A 24,840-nucleotide genomic window follows, 5' to 3' on the forward strand; every position below is an offset into this window, starting at 1 on the left:
CAATACTAGGGAGTGGTTGGTTATGGCTTGGTGGCGTAGCGTACTTCCAGTTAAGACGAAAAAGAAGCGGATGCCCGCTGGTATTGCTGTAACCGCTGCGGGTATCTATGCAGTAAATGGTGCAGATGGACGTGCGCCGCAATTTGCCTGGGATTTTTGTGCTTTTGATGCCGTCTCCTCTTGGCAGCAGGCCGTTGACAGCGTTGTAAAGACCCTTTCCTTACGCGGGCGTGCGGTGACGTTGACCCTAGACGCTAGTTTCTACCAAAGTTTTTCAATTGATATGCCTGCCATTCCCCCGAATGAATGGCCTACCGCGCTGCCTTTTTTAGTCAAAGATTTGCTCAATGAGCCGCCGCAACAGATTGTTGCCGCAGGGCTTCCCCATCTATCTGCAAAGCGCTTGCAGACATATGTCGCTCGCCGAGAACAGATGATTGATTTGGTCGTGGCTTGCGACGCCGCTGGCATCAGCATTGAGAGCATCGGTGTTGAAGAGTTATCTTTGGCAACCCTAGCGTCTGCCACTCAGCATGATGTTATTTTGTATCGTCAGCAAAATGGCGCACTGATGCTGGCGTCTTTTATTGAACAGCAGCACGGTTTGCAGCGCCGGATTCGCAGTATTCATGGCGCGATCAGTGGTCCCGATATTACCCCGTTAGAGTTGGATACGCTGGCATTGGAGTTGCAGCGTTCATTGGACTATCTGGCGGCGCAACATCGCGATACGCCCGTGTCGCGTTTACGTCTACGCTGTGATGGAGAAGACAACGAAGCCCTTGCTGTGGCGCTGTCTGAGCGTTTGAATGTGAGTGTCGACCGGCTGGGAGATGGGCTTCCTACCGATCTGCCGATGGGCGGGCTGCTTGCACTGAGTGCCGCCGGCGCTTCTTCTCATGCGCTTAATCTTTATTCACCGCTCCTGCGTCCTCGCGCAGAGCGGCTAACCCTCAATAGAGTGGCATTGTGTGGTGGTATCGTCGCGGCATTGTTGGCGACAGCCGGGATCCACCAAGAGTGGCAGTATCGGCAGTTAATGGCACAGACCAGTACGATAAATGTGCAGTTGGCAAGTAGCGTGGATCGTTTATCCCGCTTAACCGCAGAGCAGGCGCAGCGCCAGCCTAGTGCGGAGAAAAAACAACAGGTGCGAGTCTTAGAGCAGCGCATTGCTGACAAGCGCGTCGCATTACAGACGATCACCGCCCATGATGAGCGTTTACGGGTGGGGTATGCACAGGTATTGGCGGATCTCGCCACCATTCATCAGCGTGATATCTCTCTACAAAGCATTTCGATAACTGGCAATGCACTGAATATTGATGGTTTTGCTGCGTCACCTGAAGCGGTCCCGCGCTGGGTGCAGCAATTTAATACCCGCCCGGCGCTGATGGAGCGCGGATTCCGCCATTTTGAATTGACTCGCTCAACGTCAAAGGGAGTGACGTTTGCCTTGCAAACCCTGCATTCTGAACCGATGGCAGAGCCGTTTAAGCATGAGGTGTTGCAATGATACAGCAGCATTGGAAAGTGTGGCAGACGCGCTTTCAGGCGTTATCACGACGAGAAAGAAGTTTGTTGGCGCTGTTACTGTTGACCGCTGTGGCTTGGTTAGGCGGCGTCGGGATTGTTGAGCCTATCTATCTGAAGCGTCTACAACAACAGCAAGCATTTGATACGACCGAGCAGCAGTTGATACAGCATCAAGAGCTGTTGGCATCAGCACAATGGCAATATAAACAAGACCCTGATTTGGAGTTGAATCGACAAATCTCAGCGTTGAAAGCACGAGAAGCGTTGTTGCAGCAGCAACTTGAATTGCAGGTTCGTCAGTTAGTCAGTCCTGCAGAGATGGCAGCACTGTTGGAAGAGACATTAGCACTTGCGCAGAATATCGAAATTATCTCGCTACGCTCCTTGCCAGCTCAAGCCTTAACCCAAGATTCAGATAGTGAGCAACAAGAGGCGATACAAGGAGGGGGTTACTATCTGCACCCATTCTCATTGACCCTTTCAGGGCGGTATCGAGATATTTACACCTACCTTAAAGCGCTAGAGGCAATGCCAGTAGCGTTCTATTGGCAGCAGTTTGATTACCAGGTTAAACGCCACCCTATCGCAGAGGTTAATTTAATGCTTTATACCTTAGGGCCGAGGAAGGAGTTTATTCGTGGTTAGGATATTGAGTGCGTTAACGCTTTTTCTGTCAACGGCGGTATCGGCGACTTGGGTCGATCCGACGGCACCATTGGGACAAATGCCCCCGCCTAAGCAGCAAGCTAAACCTTTGGTGGCCCCAACCTTGGAGGGCATTATTTGTGTGTCGGAATGTCGCGCTGTACTCAATGGCACGTCAGTCAGTTCTGGCGAGACGATTCAGGGGTTTTATGTCGCGGCGATACAGTCCGATCAGGTGACGTTACGTCATGGTCGCAAAACCCTCGCTTTGACACTTTTTCAGGATCACATTAAGCAGTAGGAAATCGATGCGTAATACAGTGATGGTATGCCTGTGCCTTATTTTGGCCGGGTGCAGTATGGGGCATCAGCCGCCAACGGATATTCAACAAGCCCTTAATCAAGCTGCGTTAGATGCGCAGATACGACACGCTTTGCCAGCCGCTGTGAGCGCAGATTTAATGCCATCTGGAAGACGGGGAATGGAGATGGCACCGCCGCGACCAGATGCACAACGATTTAGTGTCAGTGCTAAACAGATTGATGTGCGCGATTTCTTGGGCGCATTGGTCAAAGATACTGAATACAGTGTGGTGATTCACCCTGAGGTGAGCGGTCAGGTGAGTTTTAATTTGCAGTCGGTCACCTTGGAGGATGTCTTTACGGTGATGACCGATATCTACGGTTATGAGATCCATCGACGCAATAACATTATTCAAGTCTTTCCGGCAGGGCTGCGTACAGAAACATTTCGGGTCGATTACCTGCAATTAACGCGACAAGGTAGCTCGATGACTACCGTGAGTACGGGCTCGGTTTCTAATGACGATAGGGGGAACAGTCTTGACTCTCAGGCATCTGATGGTGGTTATCACAATGGTTCTCGCGGCGGAGCATCTGGGGGAACACAAATTAGTACCTTGTCGCAAAGCCAGTTCTGGTCACAGTTAGAACGCAGTATTGCCGCGATTATTGGTGCCGGTGAAGGTCATTCGGTGGTGGTGTCGCCGCAAGCCAGTTTGGTCACAGTGAAAGCGCCAGCGGCGCAGTTGCGTGAAGTGAAGCAGTACCTTGATATGTCACATGCGCGCTTGCGTCGTCAAGTGATCCTTGAAGCCAAGATCTTAGAAGTCACCCTCAATGATGGCTACCAACAGGGAATTAATTGGACCAATCTGAGTAAGTCGATTGGTGGCACAGTGATCGGCATCGATCGTCCAAATACTGGTAGTGCGACACTCCCTGGCCTTGACGCTATTGGCACAGTGCTGGGCGGGCAGACCAATATTACCATTGGTGATGGTAATTTCGAGGCTGTGATGCGCTTTATGAATACGCAAGGTGATCTGAATGTGCTTTCTAGTCCACGCTTGACCGCGGCCAACAACCAAAAGGCAGTGATCAAGGTGGGTAATGATGCCTACTTTGTCACCAATGTCTCCAGTGATAGCAGCACCGAAACCAATCGAATCTCTTCTGATTTAGAGCTAACGCCCTTTTTCTCTGGGATCTCGTTAGATGTCACTCCGCAAATTGATGATGATGGTGGGGTTCTTCTGCATGTCCACCCTGCAGTGATCGAGGTGACTGAGGATATCAAACATATTGATCTTGGCACGAGCCAAGGGGCGATCACGCTGCCTTTAGCCAGTAGTTCAATTCGAGAGTCTGACTCAATCATTCATGCTCACAGTGGCGATGTGGTGGTGATTGGCGGTTTGATGCGCAGTAGCAGCAGTGACAGTGTGTCCAAGGTACCGTTATTAGGGGATATTCCGGGCTTGGGGCACTTATTCCGTAATGTATCGAAACTACACAGTAAAACTGAACTGGTCATTTTATTGCGTCCTACGGTAGTTGGTGCAGATACATGGCAGCAAGAGATTGATCGTTCGCGTAACTTGCTCGATAGCTGGTTTGCAGGGAGCTAAAGATGAAGCACAAAATGCAGGCTGTGTTCCTGTTTGTGATGTTCAGCACTGACGTGAACATTGGCGTGAGCGCTGACATGATGCCAGTCAACATGCAAGATCAGTCGCCAGCTCATACGGCAGTTGACGAGCCAGCTCAACAACAAACGCTAATGATTGAAGTGGCATCTTTAACGACAGAGCAGCTGGTTGAGCAGTATTTGCAGGATGGCAAGAAAGCCATGGCCAACGGTGATAGCCAAAAAGCGTTGCAGCACTATACGCAAGCGCTCGAATTGGCGCCGCAACGCACGACGCTTCGCCAACAAGTGGCGGCACTGCATTATGGTCGTCGCGAGACCGCACAGGCGGTAGACATTTTGCAGCGTGGTCTTGCTGTTGAATCGGATAATCAAGCATTGCGACTGACGCTAGCCCGCTTGTTACAGCAAGAGTCGCAACCCCAAGCCGCATTGACGGCTCTGCTCCCCTTTACGTCCATTAATGATCTTGAATATGCCGCTTTACGCGGCGCACTTGCTCATCAGTTAAATGACAACAAGATCGCGCTACAAAGCTATCGCTATCTAACCCAACAACATCCTTTCGATGGGCGCTGGTGGTTGGGATTGGCCATTGCCAATGAGCGTAGTGGAAAATTTGTACAGGCTGAAGAGGCTTACCAGCAGGCCCAGCAATATAGCGGTCTCTCTGTGCAATCGCAGAGTTTTGTTCAGCAACGTTTGTATGCACTACAGCATTTACAAGAAGAGGGTAGCGTGTGGCAATAAAGCTGAGAAAACGGCTTGGTGACTTGCTGGTTGAGGAGCAGGTGATCAATGCGCAGCAACTCGATCACGCTTTGCGTGTTCAGCGCGACTCTGGGCGTAAGTTGGGTGACACTTTAATCCAACTTGGCTTTTTAAACGAAACGCAGTTGATCAAGTTTTTGGCCGAACAGCTCGGGATTGCTCGTTTGGATCTTACCCGTTTCCATGTCGATATGGATGCTGTTGCGCTGTTGCCAGAAGTGCATGCGCGACGCTTACGTGCGTTGGTGATTGGCTTTAATCGTGGCAATAAGTTGCGCGTTGCGATGAGCGATCCAGCGGATCTGGTGGCACAAGAAGCCTTGTTGGCACAGTTGCATCAGTATGATGTTGAGTTGGTTATTGCGGCGGAGTCGCAACTGTTGCAAGCCTTTGATCGTTTCTATCGTCGTACGAAAGAGATCCACTCTTTTGCTGAGCAGTTACATGCAGAACACCAGCATAGCAGCGGACTCGATTTTAGTCTGGCAGCATTTGACGATAATGATGAAGTCACTGTCGTTAAATTGATTAACTCGCTGTTCGAAGATGCGCTGCAAGTGGGGGCGTCTGATATCCACATTGAACCGGATCAAGACACGCTACGTATCCGGCAACGCATTGATGGTTTGTTACATGAAACGCTAATTAACGAGGTGGATGCGGCGGCGGCGCTGGTGTTGCGCTTGAAATTGATGAGTGGGCTGGACATTGCTGAGAAACGTCTACCGCAAGATGGCCGTTTTCATGTCTCGGTGCGCGATCGTGAGGTGGATGTGAGGATCTCTACCCTGCCGACCGAGCATGGTGAAGCAGTAGTGATGCGCTTGTTGGATCAATCAGCGGGATTGCTGAGTTTGAGCGAGATCGGCATGCCGACTGAGATCTTGGCACGTTTACGCCGTCAGTTGCAACGTCCCCATGGCATGATTTTGGTAACAGGCCCAACAGGCTCGGGAAAGACCACCACCCTGTATGCCGCATTGAATGAGTTAAACCAACCGCAAAAGAAAATTATTACCGTTGAGGATCCGGTTGAGTATCGATTACCTCGAGTAAGCCAAGTACAGGTTAACAATAAAGTGGGGCTGACATTTTCAGCCGCACTGCGCACATTTTTGCGCCAAGATCCGGACATTTTGTTGGTTGGCGAGATGCGCGATGAAGAGACCGCAGAGATTGGTTTACGTGCGGCATTAACGGGTCACTTAGTGTTATCAACACTGCATACCAACAATGCGGTGGATAGTGCGTTACGACTCTTAGACATGCAAGCGCCCGGCTATTTAGTGGCAAGTTCGGTGAGTGCAGTATTGGCACAGCGTTTAGTGCGGCGGGTCTGTCCAGACTGCCGCAGTGATGAGGTCTTAGAGCCGCAACAACTGGGTTGGCTGGGTAGCCGTTTTCCTCAGCTATACCATCAGCGTTTTGTGCGTGGTACTGGCTGTCAGAACTGTAACCTAACCGGATACAAAGGACGTATTGGCGTCTTCGAGCTGTTAGAGATGGACGTGACCATGATGGATGCATTGCGCGGTGGCGATAGCGTTGGCTTCGCCCAACTAGCACGCTTGAACCCAGATTATCAGCCACTACTGATGAATGCACTGGAGCTAGCGATACAAGGGGTCACGTCACTGGAAGAGGTGATGAAGTTGGCTGACGGCGAAGATGGAGAGAGGCAGGAATTGACTCTACCCATGGGATTAATGGAACCGATATCTGCTGTTGATCCATCTGCGTCAGAGCTGGCGCCATCTGCACCTGAGCTTGAGCAGTGAGATCCATAGGATGAATAAGTCAGCGCGTTTTCGCTATCGGGGTCGCACGCTAGCAGGGGAGTTGGTGACTGGTGACATTGAGGCCACCAATGTAGATCTGGCGCGAGATGAGTTAGTGCAGCAGGGGATCATTCCTTTAGCACTCAAGCCACAGCGGCGTGGCGTGACGTGGGATCCCTCGCAATGGTTGCCTCAATCGGTGCCGTTAGATGTGTTGGTGATCTTCTGCCGCCAGATGTACAGCCTAACCAAAGCCGGTGTGCCCTTGCTGCGTGCGATTCAGGGCTTGGCACAGAGCACCAGCCATAAGCGTTTGGCGCTCACGCTACAGCAGGTGTATGACGATCTGCTAAATGGTCGCACACTGTCCGTTGCGTTGCGTGCCCACCCACGGGTGTTTTCTGAGTTGTTTGTGTCGATGATCGCGGTGGGAGAGAGCACTGGCCGATTAGAGGCAGCATTGTGGCAATTAGCGACCTACTTTGAGCAAGAGATGGAGACCCAACGGCGGATCAAAACCGCCATGCGCTACCCAACCTTTGTGCTCAGTGCGATTGTGCTGGCCTTGGTGGTACTTAATATCAAAGTAATCCCGCAGTTTTCGACCCTGTTTACCCGTTTCGGTGTCGATCTCCCGCTACCCACGCGCATTTTGATCAATATGTCGGCGCTGTTTATTAACTATTGGCATGCGATGCTTACTGTTGCCATCGCAAGTGCCTTAGCCGCGAGAATATGGTTAACCACGGCTGTTGGACGTGAACGTTGGGATGGTTGGCGGCTACGCCTGCCAATTGTCGGTGACATTATGAATCGTGCTTTGTTGTCGCGCTTTTCGCGCAGTTTTGCCTTGATGTTGCAGGCGGGTGTGCCGCTCAATCAGGCAATTCAATTGGCAGCCGAAGCATTAGGTAACCGCTATCTGGAAAAACGTCTGTTTGAGATGAAGCAGGGCATTGAATCAGGTAGCAGCATGACAGTCACGGCCGGTCAGAGTGGGGTGTTTACTGCCTTGGTGTTGCAGATGATTGCCGTTGGTGAAGAGACCGGGCGGATTGATGAGCTACTGCTGGAAGTGTCTGACTTTTATGATCGTGAAGTCGACTATGACTTGAAAACACTCACGGCACGCATTGAGCCCCTATTGCTGCTGCTGGTCGCGGGTATGGTGCTTTTGTTGGCGCTGGGAATATTTTTACCGATGTGGGACATGCTCGATTTGGCGCGTAGTTATTGATTCTGCGTCAGTCGAGTTTTGCCGATCATGTTTCGCCTCAATTAAGCGGGGAGAAGCATTGACTTATTCACTGGCTGTCATTGGGCTGGTGGTAATTTTGTTAACTAAATGGAGTTATATATGAAACGTCAAGGTGGTTTTACGCTAATCGAACTGGTGGTGGTGATTGTTGTGCTGGGTATTTTAGCGGTCACTGCAGCGCCACGCTTTTTTAATCTGCAAGGGGATGCGAGAAACGCGGCACTAAAAGGCTTAGAGGGCGCAGTAAAAAGCGGTGCCAATATTGTTTATGCTAAAGCGGCGATAGAGGGTAAAGAGGTTGGCGATGCAGATTTAGATATCAATGGTGTACCAGTCAAAACTAAATTCGGTTATCCAGAGGCTACAGAGAACGGCATTACACAGGTTATCGAAGGTTTTGAGGCTGATTGGGCTATCGTATCTGGTTCAGTAGCAACGGGAAGCATTAAACTGACCCTAAAAGAGTTTGGGGCTGATGATACGACAAGCTGCTTCTTAATTTACAGTGAGGCACTGTCAGCGGTTAGTGCGGCAAGCGCAGTTGTTGATCCTGATGCTTGTAAATCTTAGTTAAATGCGCGTGAAGGTTTGCGTTGGCTTCACCTTGATTGAGCTGGTGGTAGTAATTTTATTGCTGGGGATTGTGGCGCTAAGTGCCCAATCCCGTTGGCCGGGGCGCAGCAGCTTCCAAGCTCAGCTCGCTCGCGATCAAGCGGGATCGATATTGCGTCAGTTACAGTTAGGAGCGATGCAATTTGATGCCACCAGCAACATGGCGGCGTTAACGCCCGAGCAACGCCTGGCGGTGCAGTGTCGCCGCATTGAAGTGAGTGAACAGCACTTTGGTGCGCCGATTGCCGTGGACGGTGTGGCGTGTGAGATGTCCAGTGCGCGTCTATCAACCGCAGCGGATGGGGTTCGCTTTGCCCTGCAAGGCGGCTTGGACGCAACGCTGCCTCTTTACTTTGATCTCTTGGGGCGACCGGTGCAGATGATGGTGCAAGGCGCTGTTTCGGTGTGCCGCGCTGAAGCCTGTCAGTTTACCTTCTCTCCACAGCAGAGCGACACCGCCACAAGCGCGCTGTTATGTCTTAATTATGAAGGGTTTATCTTTGATTGTTAATGCGCGCAGTACTCGTTACTAAGGAGCGGGGTGAAGAGACGAACGATTCAGCAAGGCTTTACCTTGATTGAGAGTGTGGTGGCGATCGTGATGATCGCTTTCGCGGTGTTGATCCTGAGCCGTTTTTTGCTGCCTGCAGTAACCCAATCAGCAGCGCCTTACTATCAGACGCGAGCCGTTGCGTTGGCGAATGCTGTAATGAGTGAAATTGTCGCCCGTCAATTTGATCACCACTCTGATCCGCATTCGATTGAACGTTGCGATCCCAATGTTTCGCAATGTACTGATCCAAGCCGATTGGGTTGGGAGGCGGGAGAAGAAGGCAAGCCGATTCTGTTTAATGATGTCGATGACTATCTTGCGGATCAGATCGCGCGAGGGAAAAGCTGTTGGGGTGATGTGGCCATGTGTGCGCCATTGCCCTCACAAGGCACGATTGATCAATTGCTGCCTGGGGATCATCACCATTACGCCAATTTTGCTGTGACCATTGCGGTCTACTACGACGCCAGCTTTGATGGTCAGGCCGAGGCAACACAAGGTAATCATAAGCGTATCGATGTGACGGTCATGACCGCTGCTCATGGCAGCTATGGGGTGAGTGCTTATCGGAGTAACTACTGATGAAGGGATTTACTTTGCTAGAGATGGTGATCACGCTGATGGTGGTGGCTGTGCTCTCTTTAGCGGTAACAGGCATGATCAGTTTGGCTGCGGATGGATATAGCAGTGGTCAACAGCGAGAACAGCTCCAAGGCGAAGCGCGCTTCTTGCTGGGACGTCTATCACAAGAGATCCGTCATGCCATCCCTAACAGTCTCTCTGTTGATGAGGGCTGTTTAAGCTTCTACCCAGCGATCTTGTCTGGCTTCTATCTTGATGATCGCGACAACCCATTACAAGTGTTGCCATTGCCAAGCGAACGCTCTGCGTGGCTATCTCCCGGCGCTCGAGATGGTTGGCAGGTGGCGGTAGGGCTGGGCTTGCCGAGCCAGTTTTCGGAGGCGCCGCGTGTTGTCGGTGATATTGAACAATTGGAGCCTGACGCCCCGCTGCGTTTGACGTTAAGTGAGGATCTAACCACGCGATCCTCCGGGCAGCGACTCTACTTGTTCGATCAGCCAGTGAGTTTCTGTGTTGAAGGGCGTTACTTGTATCGAGGTTATCAAGGGCAACGTGCCGTGCTTGGCGATCAAATTGATCAGTTGGCTTTCCATGTGGTTGGCGGCGGTCTGCATGGTAGTGGCCTGGTGAATATCGATTTGGGGCTTATTGGGCGTCGTAGCGGTGAACGTGCTCAGTTTAATCACAGTGTGCAGGTGCTTAATGTACAGTAGTCGGCCCTTTTTTCTCGGCAAAACATGCTTACTCGCCAAGCCAATTAAACAAGGCGGCAGTGTTTTATTGACCACGGTATTTATTATCGTTGTTGTCGCCCTCTTTGCTGGTGGGTTAAGCCGTTTGCTGTGGTCAAATCAAGAGACCACCACCTTGGAATTGCTTGGATCTCGCGCTTGGTGGGCGGCGCACTCAGGTAATGAAGTGGCGTTGAATCAACTTTTCCCTGTTGACCAGCGGGTTGCTGATCTGAGCGTGTGCCCCGATGGATCGCAGCAGATGGCACTACCACCGCTCGATCTGCATGGTTGTGAGATAGCTGTGATCTGTTCAAATTATTCATACGCTGTATCTGCGGCGACATCCAGTGCCGAGACAGAACGGTATTTTCTGTTAGAAAGTACCGCCAGTTGTGGCTCCGGTAAGTATCGAGTGAGTCGCGTTCAAGAGCTATTAGCGAGGGATATTGAATGAAGAGGTTGGTCGGTTACTTGTTGTTGCTCTTTTCTTTTTCCCTTTCAGCGCAGTCTATTGCGTTATCTAACCAAGATGCATCATTGATGAGTGATGTACCGCAAGAGTGCCGCTATTTTACTGGACCAGTGCAAACTTGGTACGACGCATCCACCGACAGTAGCGGCACGCTACATACCGATTGGAACGGAGTGATTGTTAATGCCACTAATGACGTCGAAGTGGGTTACATGCCCGGGCAGATCGACCACCCCGACGAGCATAAGCTTAATTGTGAAGCGGGACAGTGTGTTGCGAACCCCCGCCTGATGGTGGCCAAGCCAGACTTCCCTATTTTGAATAGCTTCAGGGATAGATTAAAGATAAACGGGGATGATGAATTCCACTTGTCGCCAGAGGATGTTCCTAATGGAGGTTATCGTTTATTGAGTGTTGGTGGTAACTCGACGCTCTATTTGAGTGCGGGAAATTACTATTTTAATACGGTTGAGATTGGCGGTTCAGGACAAATTGTCATCGCAGGAGAGACCCGGCTTTATGTTAATCAACTGACGGTATCTGGGGCTGGCATGTTCAACCAAACAGATGATTCAACCAAGCTGGTGGTTGTGGCAAGCGGTTCAACAGCCAAGATAGAGATGAAAGGAAGTGGTGATTTAAAGGGATTACTGCTCAGCGAAAATGAGGTGATCTTATCGGGTAATACACGCATCACTGGTGGGGTTACCGCATGGAATACAGAGTTAAGTGGCTCTGCAAAAGTGATTGGTGACGTTGATAAGTGTTTAACGCCTCCAACCCTTTCTCGACATTTAGTGATTCAGCCAACACAAGCGGTGGGGTTAACTTGCGAGGATTTACCCTTTGCTGTGACAGTGCACCGTGAGGACAACAGCCTAGATGTCGATTTCTCGGGTCACATTGATTTAGCGATCACGGCGGATTCTGGAGGTGTGGCATGTTGGGGCCTTAGAGAGGAGGATCAGTGCCGCACGGTGCCTGTGCCGATTGAACAGGGGCGAGTTGAGCTATTTTTACGTAGCCAATCGGTGGCAGAGTTTGCACTGCGCGCCGAAGTGGTGGAAACGCCATCGGTGCATGGGCAAGCAGGGCCTTTTATTTTTGCTCCGTACGGTTTTCGTCTGCGAGATTTAACCCAACGCAACCCCGTTGTTACCACGGCCAACAAGCCAACCACGCTTGAGATTGCGGCGGTGGCGGCGAGTGGTGCTAACTGTGAGGTGATTGAAGATTATCAACCCAGTGGTGAGTTGCAACTCAGCCAGTTTGTGCATATGGCTCCGACGACGTTTCCTGCAGCACAGCCTTTACTGTTTAACGAGACGGTATTGCGACCTGAGGATATGGCTCTGATAGATCTCACCTTTAACGATGGAATAGCACATGCTGAGATAACCTATGCAGATGCAGGGCAAATACAATTTTTATTGAGCGATCCGAATTGGCAGCCTCAGGGGTGCGATGAAGAAGCGGAGTGGCGTTGTGATGATAATTCGCTAGAGGATTGGTTAGGATTGCGCGGTACTGCCACCGTCAATAGTCGACCTTATGCCTTCGCTCTTTGCGATTTTGAGGGTGTGCAAGGAGAGACAGAAATCAGCGGCACGGCATCGCAAGGGGCGGGGTTCAGCGCAGCAGGCGATCCGTTTTCTCTGCATGCTATGCCAGTAGTGTGGCGACAAGGCGATGATGCCGTGGTATCGGAACCTCTTGATGGCTTAAGCTTATGTGAGCGTGCGATAACGCCGGCTTTCTTCGAGCCAGATGCGCCGGCGGCAACATTGACCTTATCTGTTGCAGAGCTTGCGTCGCCAAGCGGTGGCGAGTTGGGGACGTTAGCAGGTACAGTAACGCTCTCACCTACTGCTGGGTCCACGTCGCTATGGTTTGATGATCTGCGTTGGGACCAGGTTGGCAGCTTGCAGTTATTGGCCAGTCCGAGTCAATATTTAGGTCAGACGATTCCCGACTCAGCGGTGGCGAATGTGGGTCGCTTCTATCCTGCTTACTTTGACTTATGGATGGATGAGATCAGTTATCCATCGGGTCAGCAGGACTTTGCTTACCTCGAGCAACCCTTTGTGCTTAACTACCGATTGAAAGCCTACAGCCGTGATGGTGTGGAAAGCGGTAATTATTATATCGCTGACTATACGCAGCGTGCCGAGATTGGTGTTGACGCGTTTGCACTCGATACCATGACGCGATTTGATGGGCGGATCGATAAGTACCTCTCTACGAACTGGGCCCCATCAACAGATAGTACGCAGGCTGGACTTAATTTTTCTCGGGAGGTGCTCATGGGACGTTTAGTCGATGACGCTGAGCGCGAACCGTTATCTGGTGAGGTAACAATTCCTGATGGTCCTTGGTCGAGTGCTAACGCAGTATGGGGATTGTATATTGAACATTCACCGGATCCTACGCAGATGCGAAGCGATAAATTGAGTCCGGTTAATCGCCGGATTGAGGGGGCCAATCAACGTGCTGAGCAGGTGTTACCTTTTATCAGTCAACCCCACCTCCGCTATGGCAGAATGCGCTTAGAGGGGGTAACTGGACCCAGTAATGTGACATTGAGCGTACCTTTACGCACGGAATACTGGAATGGCAGTAAATTTGTCGTTAATAGTGAAGATAGCGCCTCGCATTTTGATGCCGCGTTTAGCTATCGCCATCTTATCGCTTCGACTTCTGGACCGTCGGATAGCGTGTTGCATGGACAAGGCCATGTTGAAGCGGGAGAGTCATTGCAGCTGTTCGTTGCGCACGACGCAAAGGAAAATGCCCGAGAGCAATCACGTTTGTGGTTATGCTTAATGGATGAAATGCTGAACGTGGGCGATGGGAATAAGAAAAGTTGTCCTTACGCTGACGCAGAGCAGCCTTGGCTGCGTTATAATTGGCGAGATTTGGGGGATGAGTCTCCTTCCGCAATAATCACCTTTGGATCCTTTCGCGGAAATGATAGAGTTATCTATCGCGGTGAACGGGGGCTGAATCGTGACTTGCAATGAGGATGTTCAGAGCATGGGGTGCTAACGGCACACCAACCCTTAATACGCAATAGTTTTTATTTGTTGCCAGTGATAACTGGTGGCAAACGCCGCGCTTTATGAAAAAACCGAATTAATCGTCAGGTTTAAGCGATGCTAGCTTGCCGAGACCTCTGTCGGTTGATACATTTAGCGCAATTTACCGATTTTTATAAGTTTGCAGGAAATAACCGAAGATTATGTTTAAAAAACTTCGTGGCATGTTTTCAAACGATCTGTCTATTGACTTGGGTACCGCCAATACCCTTATTTACGTAAAAGATCAGGGCATTGTTCTAGACGAACCTTCGGTTGTTGCGATTCGTCAGGATCGCGCAGGATCTCCCAAAAGTGTGGCTGCAGTAGGCCATGAAGCAAAGCAAATGCTGGGTCGTACGCCAGGCAATATTGCTGCTATCCGCCCAATGAAAGATGGCGTAATTGCTGACTTTTTTGTTACCGAAAAAATGCTGCAACACTTTATTAAACAAGTGCATGACAATGGTTTCTTGCGCCCAAGTCCGCGTGTATTGGTGTGTGTGCCATGCGGCTCTACTCAAGTTGAGCGTCGTGCTATCCGTGAATCAGCAGAAGGTGCTGGTGCGCGCGAAGTGTATTTGATCGATGAGCCAATGGCGGCAGCAATTGGTGCTGGTATGCCAGTATCAGAGGCAACTGGTTCAATGGTGATCGATATCGGTGGTGGTACTACTGAAGTGGCGGTGATTTCATTGAATGGTGTGGTTTACTCTTCGTCGGTACGCATTGGCGGTGACCGCTTTGATGAAGCGATCATTAACTATGTTCGTCGTAACTACGGCAGTTTGATTGGTGAAGCAACGGCAGAGCGTATTAAACAAGAAATTGGTAGCGCTTACCCTGGTGATGATGTGCGTGAAATTGAAGTTCGCGGTCGCAACCTTGCTGAAGGTGTGCCACGTAGCTTTACGCTTAATTCGAACGAAATTCTAGAAGCGTTACAAGAACCACTAACGGGTATTGTGTCTGCGGTAATGGTTGCACTAGAGCAGTGTCCACCTGAGCTAGCATCTGACATCTCAGAACGTGGCATGGTATTGACGGGCGGTGGTGCGTTGTTGCGCGATCTGGATCGTTTACTAACCGAAGAGACTGGAATTCCAGTGGTTGTTGCTGAAGACCCATTGACATGTGTGGCACGTGGGGGTGGTAAAGCATTAGAAATGATTGATATGCACGGTGGCGACCTCTTTAGTGAAGAGTGATTGCTATACAATAGCAGGTAATGGTTTGTTATGAAGCCTATGTTTGGCAGGGGGCCATCCCTGCAGTTACGCCTGTTTTTTGCCATTTTTCTATCGGCCAGCCTTATGCTGGCCGATAGCCGTCTCGATGCCTTCGCAAATGTAAGATACCTTCTTAATAGTGCTGTTGCACCTTTGCAGTATTTGGCAAATATGCCACGGGAAATGCTAGGTGGGGTGACTTCTAGCGTTGGTTCTCGTGCGCAGATTCTGGCAGAAAATGAGGCGCTTCGTCGCGAGATATTGGTACTGAAAAGCAACATGTTGCTGTTCGATCAGTTAACACAAGAAAATCAACGCTTACGTGAACTTCTTGGCTCTCCATTTATGCGTGATGAGCGTAAAATGGTCGCATCAGTAATGGCGATAGATTCGGATCCTTATACGCATCAAGTGATGATCGATAAAGGACGGGTTGATGGTGTTTATGAAGGCCAGCCAGTTATTAACGACCGTGGTATTGTTGGCCAGGTGATTCATGTTGGTGCACATAATAGCCAAGTGATGTTATTGATTGATGCCAGCCATGGCATTCCGGTTCAGGTGGTAAGAAACGACATTCGGGTCATTGCAACCGGAACTGGTGCGCCTAATCAGATCCAACTTGAGAATGTGCCAAGCAATACCGATATTGAAGTGGGTGATTTGCTGGTAACATCGGGATTAGGTGAACGCTTCCCTGAAGGGTATCCAGTTGGCTATGTTACTGACTTTTCTTTTGATAACCAGCGACCTTTTGCTGAAATTAAAGTGCGCCCAGCGGTACAGTTTGACCGCTTACGCTACCTTCTGTTGGTATGGCCAACGGATGAAGAGCACGGAGGCCTAGAATGAATATTGCCAGTGGTCGATTGGTCATTTGGATCTCTTTCACGATAGCAATGTTATTACAGGTTGCCCCGTGGCCTGGTGAACTGGCTTTTTTCCGGCCAACCTGGATATTGCTTGTCGCTTGTTACTGGGTGCTAGCCTTACCGCATATTGTTAATGTCGGCACCGCGCTGGCGCTAGGCTTGATTTGGGATCTGATGTTAGGCTCTACCTTAGGGGTGCGTGGCATGATGATGTCCATATTGTGCTATATTGTGGCGCTTAATTTTCAGGTCTTACGCAACTTGTCGCTTTGGCAACAAGCGCTGATTATCGCGTCGATCTCGTTAGCCGGTAAGTTGATTGAGTTCTGGGCTGAATATTTGATGGCTCCAGTGGTGTTTGATCTACGCCAGTTGTGGGGAGTTCTGTTAAACTTTTTACTTTGGCCATGGTTATTTTTATTATTGAGACGGGTGCGTCGTCAATTCTCAGTCAAGTAAGCCAATGATATTTCAATAGAGGTGAACGTTGTTAAACATAAGATTATTTTTGGCCTCCGCGTCGCCTCGCCGCAAGGAATTGCTAGGTCAGTTAGGCGTTGACTTTGACGTCATTAAAGTCGACGTAGAAGAACAACGGTCTCCCCAAGAAAGCGCTGCACACTATGTGCAGCGTTTGTCGTTAGATAAAGCAAGCGCCGGCGTGATGATGTCTGATGGTTCTCGACCTGTTTTGGGGGCCGATACCATTGTTGTTGTCGATGGCGTTATTTTAGAAAAGCCCAGAGATTATCAAGACTCTCTTGCCATGTTGCGTATGCTCTCTGGTCGGCAGCATCAAGTGATGACCGCCGTGACACTAGCAGATAACAAAAAGCACAGAACTTGCTTAGTGACCACACAAGTTTGGTTTCGGCCATTGACTGATGCAGAGATCGCCGCCTATTGGGCCAGCGGTGAACCGCAGGACAAAGCGGGTAGCTACGGAATACAGGGACAGGGTGGTTGTTTCGTCAGCCGAATAGAAGGCAGCTATTTTGCTGTGGTTGGCCTACCACTTTATGAAACGGAAAAATTATTACAACAATTTTGCGCATAAGTTGAGGTTACGATGAGTACTGAACTGCTGATCAACGTTACTCCGAGTGAGACTAGGGTTGCCATGATAGAAAATGGCAATCTGCAGGAAATACATATCGAGCGGGAAGGAAAGCGCGGTATCGTGGGTAACATTTATAAAGGCCGAGTGAGCCGGGTGTTACCAGGAATGCAAGCTGCTTTTGTTGATATTGGATTGGATAAAGCGGCCTTTTTGCATGCCTCTGATATCGTACCACATACTGAGTGCGTCGCAGAGAATGAAAAACAACAGTTCCAGGTTAAAGATATTTCTGAGTTGGTTCGTCAGGGACAAGATCTGGTGGTGCAAGTGGTAAAAGACCCGCTCGGTACCAAAGGTGCCCGTCTTACGACTGACATTACGCTACCATCTCGTTACTTAGTCTTTATGCCAGGCGCAAGCCATGTCGGTGTATCACAGCGCATTGAATCTGAAACAGAGCGTAACCGCCTGAAAAAAATTATTGGCGAGCAGTGCGATGATCTTGGTGGCTTTATTATTCGTACCGCATCGGAAGGGGCCAAGGATCAAGAGTTGGCGCACGATGCAGTATTCTTGAAGCACCTGTGGCGTAAGGTACTAGAACGGCGCGTTAAATATAAGCCAAAATCGATGCTGTATGGCGAATTGGGTGTGGCGCAACGAATATTGCGTGACTTTGTGGGTACCGAATTAGATCAAATCGTGGTTGATTCACGTTTGGCTTTTGAACAGTTAAAAGATTTTACCCAAGAATTTGTGCCGGAATTGACGCCGAAACTGCACTATTACAGTGGTGAGCAGCCTATTTTTGATCTTTATGATACCGAGAATGAGCTGCACCGTTCGTTGGAGCGAAAGGTTGAATTGAAATCTGGTGGTTATCTGATTTTTGATCAAACCGAGGCGATGACCACGGTGGATATTAATACCGGTGCCTTTGTTGGGCGGCGGAATTTAGAAGAAACCATTTTTAATACTAACATTGAAGCGACGAAAGCGATTGCTAGACAATTGCGCTTGCGTAACTTGGGTGGGATTATCATTATCGACTTTATCGATATGATCTCTGAAGAGCATCAGCGTCGCGTATTAACGGCATTGGAAAATGCGTTGTCACATGATCGCGTGAAAACCAACATCAATGGCTTTACTCAGCTCGGTTTGGTGGAAATGACCCGTAAGCGCACGCGAGAGAGTATCGAGCATGTGTTGTGTGGGGTCTGTCCAACTTGTAATGGACGAGGAACGACCAAAACAGTTGAAAGTGTTTGTTATGAAGTTTTACGCGAAATTACTCGTGTTAACCGCGCTTACGATGCTGACAAATTCCTTGTCTATGCTTCTCCCGCTGTGGCTGAAGCCTTGTCAGATGACGAGTATCACGCTTTAGCTGAGCTTGAGGTCTTTATTGGTAAACAAGTTAAGATATCCGCTGAACCGCTGTATAGCCAAGAGCAGTTTGACGTTGTCATGATGTAATTGGGGTTAGTTTGGTTTCTTATTCGGTACGCATAGCTCGCGCTACAATGTGGGCGCTGCTAACGTTCTTTGTCGTGGTGGCGATTCTCGTCACCACGTTACGCTTTTTGTTGCCTCAATTAAATCAATTCCGCGAGCCGATCAGTTTGTGGGCATCTCGGCAAAGTGAAGTTTATATTGATATTGGTGAGATTGAAGGGGTATGGACAATGTCTGGCCCTGATCTTTCCCTTAAACAGCTCACGATTACCCAACCGGGGCAAAATGATGCGCTACTATCTCTGCATGATATTGATTTAAAATTGGATTTATGGCGCTCTCTGTTGCGTTTTAAACCGGTCTTCTCTGATATTAATCTGCGCGGTATTGATCTCGATTTCACTAAAATTGCCGAGCTTGATCCTGAATACCGGCGCCAGAAGGCCCTCAACGATGGTCCAGCGCTCTCTCCGCAACGAGAAAATATTCAATATCAGCTTGAGCAACTGTTTTTTGTGCAGTTGGAACAGTTCAACATCTTTGACGCCAATATTGCTATCTGGACACCGTCCGGAGAAAAGCAGCATTTGTTTATACCTGAGCTGAAATGGGTTAATCAGTCTGGCACACATTTGGCGCAAGGGCAGATGAGTTTGGCTGATGCCCCAGAAACTCAAGTCGCGATTCGTGCCAACCTTCGTAAGCCTATGGTCGGTTTTGCTTTCTCTGGCCTGTTTTATATTGAGGCCTCCAATGTGTCGGTGGCACATTGGTTAACTGACTCGGTTCGTGAGCATATCGCCTTACAGGATAGCGATATTAGTTTTCAGAACTGGATTGAGATCGAGCGGGGGACGCTCAAGCAGGCGCAGTGGGTGATTGAGCCAAGTCAACTGACGTGGCTGGACGAAGGGAACACACAGCAACTCGCGGTAACGAGTGGTATTCTCTCCTTAACGCCAGCGTCCGATGGTTGGTTGTTTGATACGCAGCAATTGGTGGTGTCAGCGAATGGCATTGAGTGGCCAGATCTTGCTTTTCGTGGCAGGATGCATACCCAAGGCTGGGACATCAACCTAGCAACGGTTGAGCTGGCCGCACTCACGCCTTTGTATCCACTTTTTCCTTCAGCACAGCCTTATCTTGATGCACTGCGTCCTGGTGGTATAGTCAATGACGTACGAATTGGTTGGGATCAAACACAAGGGCTCAGCTATTCGGCGCGCGTAGAAAACCTAGCACTGCAGCAATGGGCTTTATTACCAGGCATCAACAAGTTAAATATTGACGTGCGTGGAAGTAACGGGGCAGGTTCTGCTTATCTGTCACTGACAGATGATATTTTGCCCTATGGCGAGGTGTTTCAGGCACCGCTCGTGATTGACGATAGTCAGATAGCACTGCACTGGCAGGTTAATGAGCTAGGCTGGCGTTTGTGGAGTGATGCGCTAACGTTGGCCACGCCGCATCTTAATGTTAATGGTGAGTTTCGCTTGGATTTCCCCACCGATCAACCGGCTTGGCTAGCCTATTATGGTGAGGTGGATGTTATTGATGCTGCTCAAACATGGCGCTATTTACCATCATTGGCGTTGGGGGAGGGCTTGACTCAGTACCTATCCGGGGCGGTTCAAGGCGGTCAGGCACAAGGAGCACAGCTCCTATGGTACGGGGCTCTACAAGATTTTCCGTATACGAACCATCGTGGTATTTTCCAGGTTGATTTAACCTTAGAAAATGCCATGTATGACTTTTATTCAGGTTGGCCTGGTCTCGATAATGCCGATGTTCATCTGCTATTTGAGAACGCATCGATGTATATCAACGCCGAAAATGCACAGACATTGGGGGCAAAGGCGAGTCAGATCAAGGGCGTTATTCCTTCACTGGCTGGTAACGGGCATCTAGATATATCAATGAACCTCGCCTCGACAGGGGCAGAGGTGCGGCATTATATGGCAGCCTCACCACTAAACACTTCGGTTGGAGCCGCGCTCGATTATTTGCAGCCATCAGGCCCCGTTACTGGGCAGTTAGCATTAAGCATTCCTTTTGACGATCGCGATGTTGAGGTTCGTGGTGATGTCTTATTTGATAACAATAGCCTGCAGCTAACAGCGCCTGAGCTATTACTAACGAATATTGCTGGGCGGTTACGCTATGACGGCACCGACATTCGAGCCGATGAACTACAGGGGCAGCTCTATGCGCAACCTGTCAGCGTCTCTTTAGAAGGCTACTCCTCGTCGGTAGATGATTACCGTGTTGAGGTCGATCTCTCGGGAGATTGGTCGGTTTCTGAGATTGCCGAGCAATTTGATTTCTCCCCATTGGCTGAGATACAGGGGGTGTTCCCTTGGCGGGGGCAATTGGTGGTTGAGGTCGATGACGAGGTGAACTATCAAATAGCGTTGCACGGTGAGCTTAATGCGCTTAACTCCTCTTTGCCGTATCCTTTAGATTGGTCAAATGTTGAACATCGCCCGTTAGATATTTCTATCACAGGTGGTACTGAGCAGTTAAGCGCCCGCGGTAGCGTTGAAGATATTCGATTAGCTTTAAGCATGGCCTTGGACGATACGCCTTACGTAACAGCTAGCTATTTAGGGATTGGTGATACTCAGTGGCGTAAGCTCTCACCACAACAACATGCTGTGACCTTACGCGCTGAGCAATTCGATCTAGATCGTTGGATTCAGTTGATACCAGAACAACAAGCGAGTGACTCTCCCACGCGAGCAAATCACTTGATCCCATTACCCACACGAGTAAACGCGGAAGTTGAGCTACTTAAGTTGGCCACCATGGACTGGCATGAGTTGTCACTGGCTTTAAGGCGTCATCCAGAGAGTTGGCATGCGCTGATTAATAGCCGTGAAGTAAATGGAAGCGTAACATGGCCAGAAGATCAGCCCGTGAATGTTGATTTGCAAGAGGCTTACCTGCACTTTGCAGCATTGAATGAAGTGGATCACTCACAACCGTATGAGGCTAATCCGGTACCACCGAAAGTCGGTGCATTTGAACAGACGTTGATGCGTTATATTCCAGAAATCGACTTGGCGATTCAAACTGCATGGCTGCAGGGCTTTCGCTTGGGTGAAGTGAGTGGTCACTTGCGCAAGGAGCACAATACCTTGCTACTACAACAGTTTGAGATCGAGTCTGGAGATACGTACGTCAGCATGGATGGACATTGGATCGTTCGTGGTGATAGCAGTGAATCGCAATTTATTGTTGAACTGGATGCGGCAAATAGCTCAGACTTAATGGGGCGTTTTAGTATTTCTGGTGGATTAGAAAATGCGTCCATGAATACCTATGGTGCGATTGAATGGCAAGGTGCGCCATGGCAAGTTCATCGCGAGTCGATGAATGGAGAGATCCGTACCCGCATGGGTAAAGGAACCATCGCCCAAGTGGGTGGAGCCGGACGTTTGTTGGGTATGTTTAGCCTAGAGTCTATATTGCGTAAGATGCAGTTAGATTTTAGTGGCGTGTTTGATGATGGATTGCCGTTTAACTATTTGGTGGGCTCAGGGCGTTTAGAAAACGGCATTTTTAGCAGTAATAATATCGAAATGGAAACCCTAGCCGGAGATTTGAAAATTGCAGGCGAAGCTGATCTGGTCAACGAGTGGGTTGATGCGAATGTGCGCTTTACGCCAGATTTCACCTCAGGCTTGCCAACCTTAACGGCATTTGCGGTGGCACCGCAATCGGCATTGTTGGTGTTTGCGGTCTCGACGATCCTCTCCCCAGTGATTGATGTCTTTACTCAGGTCAGTTATCAGATTGAAGGGCCGATTGATGAACCTGTTGTGCGTGAGCGATCACGTAGTACCGGTGAAATCCGACTAAAATCGTTAGAGGAAGAGTAGCAAAAGGAGAGGCCGGTGAGCCAGATTGGTGTGATTCAAATGAACAGTGGTGAAGAGTTGAAACAAAACCTCACCAAGCTGGAAAAGGCGTTGGATAGTCTGGCTAAGCAAGGTGTATCGCTGGCTATCAGCCCTGAAAACTGTTTGCTGTTTGGCTCACCAGAGCAAGTGCGTCAAATTGCAGAACCGCTGACGGCTGGGCCTATCCAACGCCACTTGAGTCGACTGTGTCAACGTTATCATATTGGATTGGTCGTGGGATCGTTTCCGATCCAAACCGCTTCTGAAGGCTATCAAACTACGTGCTTGGTTTATGATGCGAACGGAAACTTAAACGCGTCGTACGCTAAAATGCACCTTTTTGATGTGCAAATTGACGATGCACACCATACTTACCGAGAGTCGGCAATTTATCAATCGGGGTCTTCTGCCGTGGTGGTGGAGTCGACGGTAGGAAAGCTGGGCTTAACGATTTGTTATGATTTGCGTTTTAGTGGTCAGTTTGAGGCGTTAGCGCAATTAGGGGCAAACGTGATCCTTGTTCCTGCGGCATTTACCCGCCCAACAGGTGAAGCGCACTGGGAAGTGCTGCTTCGAGCACGAGCGATTGAGTTTCAGTGCTGGATTGTTGCGGCAGCGCAGTGTGGCCAGCATAGCCATGGCCGTGAAACCTATGGGCATTCAATGATTATTAATCCTTGGGGGGACGTTGTTGCGTCGCTTGGTGAGGAGGAGGGCGAATTGGTGGCAGAGATTAACCATCAACAGACCCAACATATTCGGCAGCAGATGCCAGTGGCACAACACCGTCGCTATCACGCTGCCATTAAAAAATGAACACAAGAGAACGATAAATGAATCTGGAAATGGTTGAGCAGACCCTATTGGCGGAAAGTGACATTAATCGTCAGCAACTGCAGCTAACGCTGGAGATGATGGCTACACGTGATATTGAGTATGCTGATATCTACTTTCAATCATGCTGGCATGAATCTTTGGTACTGGAAGACAGCATCATTAAAGATGGCTCTTTCAACATTGATCGTGGCGTTGGGGTACGCGCTGTTTCTGGTGAAAAAACTGGTTTTGCTTATGCGGATCAACTCACTGTCAACGCGCTAACCCAGAGTGCGATAGCCGCTCGCGGCATTGCCAAGGCGGGACAAAGCCAAAAGACCCAAGTTAGCTTAGCACCGGTTAGCTATAAAGAGATCTACCCAGATCTCAACCCATTGCAGAGTTTTGATAAGCAACAGAAAATTGACCTATTAAAGCAGATCGATGCCTATATTCGCTGTAAAGAACCTTTGGTCAAAGAAGTGAGTGCGAGCTTAAATGCTGTGTATGAGCAAATCTTGGTGGCAGGTTTGGACGGTACGTATGCTGCAGATGTACGCCCTCTGATCCGTTTGTCAGTTTCAGTGCTAGTCGAGCGCAACGGTGAGCGAGAGCGTGGCAGTGCAGGAGGCGGTGGTCGATTTGGTTATGACTATTTCTTGTCGGATGAAGATGGGCAGATGGTGGCGCTAAATTATGCTGATGAAGCGATTCGTATGGCATTGGTCAACTTGGATGCTGTCGCAGCACCGGCAGGGACAATGCCAGTTGTTCTTGGTGCAGGTTGGCCAGGAGTTCTGTTGCATGAAGCGGTAGGACATGGATTAGAAGGCGATTTTAACCGTAAAGGTTCATCAGTCTTTAGCGGGCATATGGGCGAGCAGGTGACATCACCGCTATGCACCATTGTTGATGATGGCACATTAACGGGGCTGCGTGGTTCACTGAACGTGGATGATGAAGGTACGCCATCGCAATATAATGTACTTATTGAAAATGGCATATTGAAAGGCTTTATGCAGGACAAGCACAATGCCAGTTTAATGGGTGTCGCGCCAACGGGGAATGGACGTCGCGAGTCGTATGCGCACCTGCCAATGCCGCGAATGACCAATACCTATATGCTGCCGGGCGAGCACTCGCCAGAAGAGATCATTGCATCAGTAGAAAAAGGCATCTATGCGCCGAATTTTGGTGGCGGTCAGGTGGATATCACCTCGGGTAAATTTGTTTTCTCTGCGTCTGAAGCTTATATGATCGAGAATGGTAAGATCACACACCCAATAAAAGGGGCAACCTTGGTGGGAAGTGGTATTGAGGCGATGAACCATGTCTCAATGGTGGGTAACGATTTAGCCATCGACCGCGGGGTTGGCGTCTGCGGTAAAGCAGGGCAGTCGGTTCCTGTTGGGGTCGGCCAACCAACACTGAAACTCGACGCAATGACTGTCGGTGGTACAGAGTAAGCACAGCTTACTTTTACCTTGAGCGAAAAAAAACCGCACCATGATTGGGTGCGGTTTTTTTAGTCCTATTG

21 protein-coding genes are annotated in these 24,840 nt (G+C 49.6%); all 21 read left to right on the top strand.

The annotated features are described in order from the left end of the window. Window positions 1–22: 22 nt before the first annotated feature. The 21 genes from ACKLNH_RS12820 (at window position 23) to tldD (ending at window position 24,769) form a co-directional block, all read left to right on the top strand. Window positions 23–1,516 (top strand): PilN domain-containing protein, encoded by a 1,494-nt coding sequence (locus tag ACKLNH_RS12820; protein ID WP_413112654.1) that lies wholly within the window; start codon window positions 23–25, stop codon window positions 1,514–1,516. After that, window positions 1,513–2,181, top strand: a complete 669-nt coding sequence (locus ACKLNH_RS12825) for a hypothetical protein (protein WP_413112655.1) — start codon at window positions 1,513–1,515, stop codon at window positions 2,179–2,181. The genes ACKLNH_RS12820 and ACKLNH_RS12825 overlap by 4 nt, the downstream gene beginning before the upstream one ends. Next, window positions 2,174–2,482, top strand: coding sequence for an MSHA biogenesis protein MshK (locus ACKLNH_RS12830; protein ID WP_413112656.1), 309 nt, complete (start codon window positions 2,174–2,176; stop codon window positions 2,480–2,482). The genes ACKLNH_RS12825 and ACKLNH_RS12830 overlap by 8 nt, the downstream gene beginning before the upstream one ends. A 7-nt stretch (window positions 2,483–2,489) precedes the next feature. After that, the gene (mshL, locus tag ACKLNH_RS12835; protein ID WP_413112657.1) at window positions 2,490–4,112 is read left to right on the top strand and encodes a pilus (MSHA type) biogenesis protein MshL; all 1,623 of its coding nucleotides are present in this window, start codon (window positions 2,490–2,492) and stop codon (window positions 4,110–4,112) included. Window positions 4,113–4,114: 2 nt separating this feature from the next. After that, complete coding sequence (locus tag ACKLNH_RS12840) at window positions 4,115–4,882, top strand: tetratricopeptide repeat protein (protein WP_413112658.1); 768 nt, start codon at window positions 4,115–4,117, stop codon at window positions 4,880–4,882. After that, a complete protein-coding gene (locus ACKLNH_RS12845; RefSeq protein ID WP_413112659.1) occupies window positions 4,873–6,681 on the top strand; it encodes a GspE/PulE family protein in 1,809 nt (602 codons plus the stop codon). Before ACKLNH_RS12840 ends, ACKLNH_RS12845 begins: the two co-directional genes overlap by 10 nt. A 10-nt stretch (window positions 6,682–6,691) precedes the next feature. Next, window positions 6,692–7,918, top strand: coding sequence for a type II secretion system F family protein (locus tag ACKLNH_RS12850; RefSeq protein ID WP_413112660.1), 1,227 nt, complete (start codon window positions 6,692–6,694; stop codon window positions 7,916–7,918). Window positions 7,919–8,038: 120 nt separating this feature from the next. Beyond that, complete coding sequence (locus ACKLNH_RS12855; RefSeq protein WP_413112661.1) at window positions 8,039–8,509, top strand: prepilin-type N-terminal cleavage/methylation domain-containing protein; 471 nt, start codon at window positions 8,039–8,041, stop codon at window positions 8,507–8,509. Between the two features lie 10 nt (window positions 8,510–8,519). Further along, a complete protein-coding gene (locus tag ACKLNH_RS12860) occupies window positions 8,520–9,062 on the top strand; it encodes a type II secretion system protein (protein WP_413112662.1) in 543 nt (180 codons plus the stop codon). Window positions 9,063–9,092: 30 nt separating this feature from the next. Beyond that, complete coding sequence (locus ACKLNH_RS12865; protein WP_413112663.1) at window positions 9,093–9,686, top strand: type IV pilus modification PilV family protein; 594 nt, start codon at window positions 9,093–9,095, stop codon at window positions 9,684–9,686. After that, window positions 9,686–10,399, top strand: coding sequence for a PulJ/GspJ family protein (locus tag ACKLNH_RS12870; protein ID WP_413112664.1), 714 nt, complete (start codon window positions 9,686–9,688; stop codon window positions 10,397–10,399). The genes ACKLNH_RS12865 and ACKLNH_RS12870 overlap by 1 nt, the downstream gene beginning before the upstream one ends. Beyond that, window positions 10,389–10,874 carry an MSHA biogenesis protein MshP gene (locus ACKLNH_RS12875; protein ID WP_413112665.1) on the top strand — a complete coding sequence of 162 codons (486 nt, stop codon included), beginning with the start codon at window positions 10,389–10,391 and terminating at the stop codon, window positions 10,872–10,874. Before ACKLNH_RS12870 ends, ACKLNH_RS12875 begins: the two co-directional genes overlap by 11 nt. Further along, entirely contained in the window at window positions 10,871–13,912 is a 3,042-nt protein-coding gene (locus tag ACKLNH_RS12880; protein ID WP_413112666.1) for a DUF6701 domain-containing protein, read from the top strand. The genes ACKLNH_RS12875 and ACKLNH_RS12880 overlap by 4 nt, the downstream gene beginning before the upstream one ends. Window positions 13,913–14,130: 218 nt before the next feature. Further along, window positions 14,131–15,174 carry a rod shape-determining protein MreB gene (gene mreB / locus ACKLNH_RS12885; protein WP_413112667.1) on the top strand — a complete coding sequence of 348 codons (1,044 nt, stop codon included), beginning with the start codon at window positions 14,131–14,133 and terminating at the stop codon, window positions 15,172–15,174. Between the two features lie 30 nt (window positions 15,175–15,204). Further along, window positions 15,205–16,047, top strand: coding sequence for a rod shape-determining protein MreC (gene mreC / locus ACKLNH_RS12890; protein WP_413112668.1), 843 nt, complete (start codon window positions 15,205–15,207; stop codon window positions 16,045–16,047). Then, window positions 16,044–16,526 carry a rod shape-determining protein MreD gene (gene mreD / locus ACKLNH_RS12895; protein ID WP_413112669.1) on the top strand — a complete coding sequence of 161 codons (483 nt, stop codon included), beginning with the start codon at window positions 16,044–16,046 and terminating at the stop codon, window positions 16,524–16,526. Before mreC ends, mreD begins: the two co-directional genes overlap by 4 nt. 28 nt (window positions 16,527–16,554) lie before the next feature. Then, on the top strand, window positions 16,555–17,124 hold the full coding sequence (locus ACKLNH_RS12900) for a Maf family protein (RefSeq protein WP_413112670.1): 570 nt from the start codon (window positions 16,555–16,557) through the stop codon (window positions 17,122–17,124). Window positions 17,125–17,136: 12 nt separating this feature from the next. Continuing rightward, window positions 17,137–18,606, top strand: coding sequence for a ribonuclease G (gene rng, locus ACKLNH_RS12905; protein WP_413112671.1), 1,470 nt, complete (start codon window positions 17,137–17,139; stop codon window positions 18,604–18,606). A gap of 11 nt (window positions 18,607–18,617) precedes the next feature. Further along, window positions 18,618–22,466 (top strand): YhdP family protein, encoded by a 3,849-nt coding sequence (locus ACKLNH_RS12910; RefSeq protein WP_462476585.1) that lies wholly within the window; start codon window positions 18,618–18,620, stop codon window positions 22,464–22,466. Between the two features lie 15 nt (window positions 22,467–22,481). After that, on the top strand, window positions 22,482–23,303 hold the full coding sequence (locus ACKLNH_RS12915) for a carbon-nitrogen hydrolase family protein (protein WP_413112673.1): 822 nt from the start codon (window positions 22,482–22,484) through the stop codon (window positions 23,301–23,303). Between the two features lie 29 nt (window positions 23,304–23,332). Then, window positions 23,333–24,769: a metalloprotease TldD gene (gene tldD / locus ACKLNH_RS12920; RefSeq protein WP_413112700.1), complete on the top strand. Its 1,437-nt coding sequence runs from the start codon at window positions 23,333–23,335 to the stop codon at window positions 24,767–24,769. The last annotated feature ends 71 nt before the right edge of the window (window positions 24,770–24,840 follow it).

Source organism: Thaumasiovibrio clandestinus, from assembly GCF_047250365.1.
Lineage (GTDB): Bacteria > Pseudomonadota > Gammaproteobacteria > Enterobacterales > Vibrionaceae > Thaumasiovibrio.